At 52.5% G+C, this 5,310-nt stretch carries 1 protein-coding gene; it reads left to right on the plus strand.

The window, feature by feature from the left end:
- The coding region (locus tag BCT27_RS24205) for a beta strand repeat-containing protein (RefSeq protein WP_102397031.1) at positions 1-5,310 on the plus strand (5,310 nt) is incomplete at both ends.

Consider the following 5,310-nt stretch of genomic DNA (forward strand, 5'->3'; position numbering starts at 1 on the left):
ACCGATAAGCCAACGCTGACGCTCACGGGTGATTCAGAAATCGTTGAAGGAGCTGAAGCCTCTTACACGCTCACCATTTCAGAAGCCCCTACTTCCGATTTAACCGTCACTGTCGTGGTTGGACACAAGACGTCCGAAGACGGCGATGTCACCCCTGTGACACGCGATGTGGTGATTGCAGCAGGCACAACGTCTACCGACTTTACGGTCGCAACACTCGACGATTCGATCCTTGAAACCAACGACGACGATGTCTTTGAAGTGTCAGTCACAGGCACGTCTGGCGGTGGCTTTGAAGTGCTGCCAGACAACCCATCTGCAGTTGAAACCACGATCAATGAAGATACGACCTCTACGGACAAACCAACGCTCGCGTTGACGGGTGATTCAGAAGTCGTTGAAGGTGCGGAAGCGTCGTATACGCTGACCATTTCAGAAGCGCCGACTTCTGATCTCACTGTGACTATCGTGGTTGGGCACAAGACCTCAGAAGACGGCGATGTCACCCCTGTCACGCGCGATGTGGTGATTTCTGCAGGTACGACTTCCACCGATTTCACTGTCGCAACCTTGGATGACTCCATCCTCGAAACCAACGACGATGATGTGTTTGAAGTGTCGGTAACAGGCTCGACGGGCGGCGGCTTTGAAGTCCTGCCGGACAATCCCGCAGCGGTCGAAACCACGATCAATGAAGATACGACCTCGACCGACAAACCGACGTTAACGCTCACGGGTGATTCAGAAGTTATCGAAGGCGCGGAAGCGTCGTATACGCTGACCATTTCTGAAGCACCAACAACAGATTTAACCGTCACTGTCGTTGTCGGTCATAAGACATCCGAAGATGGCGATGTGACGCCTGTTACTCGTGATGTAGTGATTGCAGCAGGTACAACGTCAACTGACTTTACCGTTGCAACGCTCGATGACTCCATCCTTGAAACCAACGACGATGACGTCTTTGAAGTGTCGGTAACAGGGTCTACGGGCGGCGGCTTTGAAGTCTTGCCGGACAATCCCGCAGCAGTTGAAACCACCATCAATGAAGACACGGCGTCGACGGACAAACCAACGCTGACGCTCACGGGTGATTCAGAAGTCGTTGAAGGCGCAGAAGCGTCTTACACATTAACTATCAGTGAAGCGCCAACAACAGACCTCACAGTCACTGTTGTTGTGGGTCACAAGACCTCCGAAGACGGCGATGTGACGCCTGTGACCCGCAATATCGTCATTGCAGCAGGTACAACCTCAACCGACTTCACCGTGGCGACACTCGATGACTCCATCCTGGAAACCAACGACGAAGATGTGTTTGAAGTATCTGTTACTGGCTCGACGGGCGGCGGCTTTGAAGTGCTGCCGGACAATCCCGCAGCAGTCGAAACCACCATCAATGAAGACACAACCTCGACGGACAAACCTACCCTGACGCTCACGGGCGATAGCGAAGTTACCGAAGGTGAAGATGCGTCGTACACGCTGACCATTTCAGAAGCACCAACCACAGATCTAACCGTGACTGTCGTGGTTGGACACAAGACTTCCGAAGACGGTGATGTCACGCCAGTCACCCGAAATGTGGTCATTGCAGCAGGTACAACGTCTACCGACTTTATTGTCGCGACACTTGATGATTCGATCCTCGAAACCATCGACGATGACGTTTTTGAAGTCTCAGTGACAGGTACTTCTGGTGGTGGCTTTGAAGTGCTGCCGGATAATCCGTCTGCAGTTGAAACGACGATCAATGAAGACACCACGTCTACCGACAAACCAACCCTGACGCTCACGGGCGATGCGGAAGTTACTGAAGGCGCAGAAGCGTCATACACGCTGACCATTTCAGAATCACCAACCACAGATTTAACCGTGACTGTCGTGGTTGGACACAAGACATCAGAAGACGGCGATGTTACCCCAGTGACCCGTAGTGTCGTGATTGCAGCAGGCACAACCTCTACCGACTTTACCGTTGCGACCTTGGATGATTCGATCCTGGAAACCACTGACGATGATGTCTTTGAAGTCTCAGTGACAGGTACTTCTGGCGGCGGCTTTGAAGTCTTGCCAGACAACCCAGCCGCGGTTGAAACCACGATCAATGAAGACACGACCTCGACCGACAAGCCAACGCTGACACTTGCGGGTGATAGCGAAGTCACCGAAGGCGAAGAAGCCAGTTACACGCTGACCATCAGCGAAGCACCAACGGTTGATCTAACCGTGACTGTCGTGGTTGGACACAAGACCTCAGAAGACGGCGATGTTACCCCAGTGACCCGCAGCGTTGTCATTGCCGCGGGTACAACGTCCACCGACTTCACCGTTGCGACCTTGGATGATTCGATCCTTGAAACCAATGACGATGATGTCTTTGAGGTCTCGGTAACGGGCACTTCTGGCGGTGGCTTTGAAGTGCTGCCAGACAACCCAGCCGCGGTCGAAACCACGATCAATGAAGACACGACCTCGACCGACAAGCCAACCCTGACGTTAACGGGTGACGCGGAAGTTACCGAAGGCGAAGAAGCCAGCTACACGCTGACCATCAGCGAAGCCCCTACTTCTGACCTAACTGTGACGGTCGTTGTCGGTCATAAGACATCAGAAAACGGCGATGTCTCCCCTGTGACCCGTAGTGTGGTGATTGCAGCAGGCACCACCTCTACAGACTTTACCGTCGCGACGCTGGATGATTCGATCCTAGAAACCAATGACGATGACGTGTTTGAAGTGTCGGTCACTGGCTCGACTGGCGGTGGCTTTGAAGTCTTGCCAGACAACCCAACGGCAGTTGAAACCACGATCAATGAAGACACAACCTCGACCGATAAACCTACGCTGACGCTCACAGGCGATGCCGACGTTACCGAAGGCGAAGAAGCCAGTTACACCCTTACCGTTTCAGAAGCACCAACATCAGATTTAACTGTCACTGTCGTTGTCGGGCACAAGACATCAGAAGATGGCGATGTCACGCCAGTCACTCGCAGTGTCGTCATTACAGCAGGCACAACATCCACAGACTTTACCGTAGCGACCTTGGATGACAGCATCCTTGAAACCACTGACGATGATGTCTTTGAAGTGTCAGTCACTAGCACTTCCGGTGGCGGCTTTGAAGTGCTGCCGGATAATCCGTCTGCAGTTGAAACCACGATCAACGAAGACACGACCTCGACCGACAAGCCAACCCTGACGTTAACTGGCGACAATGAAGTGACTGAGGGCGAAGAAGCGTCGTACACGCTGACCATTTCAGAAGCACCAACCACAGATTTAACCGTGACTGTCGTGGTTGGACACAAGACTTCCGAAGACGGCGATGTCACGCCAGTCACCCGCAGTGTCGTCATTGCCGCGGGTACAACCTCTACCGACTTTACGGTCGCGACGCTCGATGATTCGATCCTAGAAACGTCTGACGATGACGTATTCGAAGTCTCAGTGACAGGCACCTCTGGTGGTGGCTTTGAAGTGCTTCCAGATAATCCAGCATCGGTCGAAACAACCATCAATGAAGACACCACATCGACGGACAAACCAACCCTGACGCTCACAGGCGATGCGGAAGTTACTGAAGGCGAAGAAGCCAGCTACACGCTGACCATCAGCGAAGCACCAACGGTTGATCTAACCGTGACTGTCGTGGTTGGACACAAAACCTCAGAAGACGGCGATGTTACCCCAGTGACCCGCAGCGTTGTCATTGCCGCGGGTACAACGTCTGCCGACTTTACTGTCGCGACGCTGGATGATTCGATCCTTGAAACCAATGACGATGATGTCTTTGAAGTGTCTGTGACTGGCACTTCTGGTGGCGGCTTTGAAGTGTTGCCAGATAACCCATCGGCGGTTGAAACGACCATCAACGAAGACACCACATCTACAGATAAACCAACGCTGACACTTACGGGTGATAACGAAGTCACCGAAGGCGAAGAAGCCAACTACACGCTGACCATTTCAGAAGCACCAACATCAGATTTAACTGTCACTGTCGGTGTCGGGCACAAGACATCAGAAGATGGCGATGTCACGCCTGTGACCCGTAGTGTCGTGATTGCAGCAGGTACAACGTCGACTAATTTCACCGTTGCGACCTTGGATGATTCGATCCTCGAAACCAGCGACGATGACGTTTTTGAAGTCTCAGTGACAGGTACTTCTGGCGGTGGCTTTGAAGTCTTGCCAGACAACCCAACGGCGGTTGAAACCACGATCAATGAAGACACAACCTCGACCGATAAACCTACGCTGACGCTCACGGGTGATGCGGAAGTCACTGAAGGCGAAGAAGCCAGCTACACCCTGACCATTTCAGAAGCGCCAACGGTTGATTTAACCGTGACAGTAGTTGTCGGTCACAAAACTTCCGAAGATGGCGATGTCACGCCAGTCACCCGCAGTGTCGTCATTGCCGCAGGCACAACATCAACTGACTTCACCGTTGCGACCTTGGATGATTCGATCCTCGAAACCAGCGACGATGACGTTTTTGAAGTCTCAGTGACAGGTACTTCTGGTGGTGGCTTTGAAGTCCTTCCAGATAATCCAGCAGCCGTTGAAACGACGATCAACGAAGATACGACATCGACGGATAAACCGACCCTGACGTTAACGGGTGATGCAGACGTTACCGAAGGCGAAGAAGCGTCGTACACGTTATCTATCAACGAAGCCCCAACAACAGATTTAACCGTCACCGTTGTTGTCGGTCATAAGACATCAGAAGATGGCGATGTCACACCCGTCACTCGCAGTGTTGTCATTGCCGCAGGCACAACGTCTATCGACTTTACTGTCGCAACTCTGGATGATTCGATCCTAGAAACGTCTGACGATGATGTGTTCGAAGTGTCTGTCACTGGCACATCCGGTGGTGGCTTTGAAGTCTTGCCGGATAATCCAGCCGCGGTTGAAACCACGATCAATGAAGACACCACGTCTACTGACAAACCAACCCTGACGTTAACGGGTGATGCGGAAGTCACTGAAGGCGAAGAAGCGTCTTACACGTTATCTATCAGCGAAGCCCCAACAACAGATTTGACTGTCACTGTCGTTGTCGGGCACAAGACATCAGAAGATGGCGATGTCACCCCTGTCACCCGAAATGTGGTGATTGCCGCGGGTACTACGTCGACTGATTTCACCGTAGAGACCTTGGATGACTCCATCCTTGAAACCAATGACGATGATGTCTTTGAAGTGTCTGTGACTGGCACATCTGGCGGCGGATTCGAAGTCTTGCCAGACAACCCAGCAGCGGTCGAAACCACGGTCAACGAAGACACGACTTCA

This window comes from Enterovibrio norvegicus, assembly GCF_002876705.1.
Lineage (GTDB): Bacteria > Pseudomonadota > Gammaproteobacteria > Enterobacterales > Vibrionaceae > Enterovibrio > Enterovibrio norvegicus_B.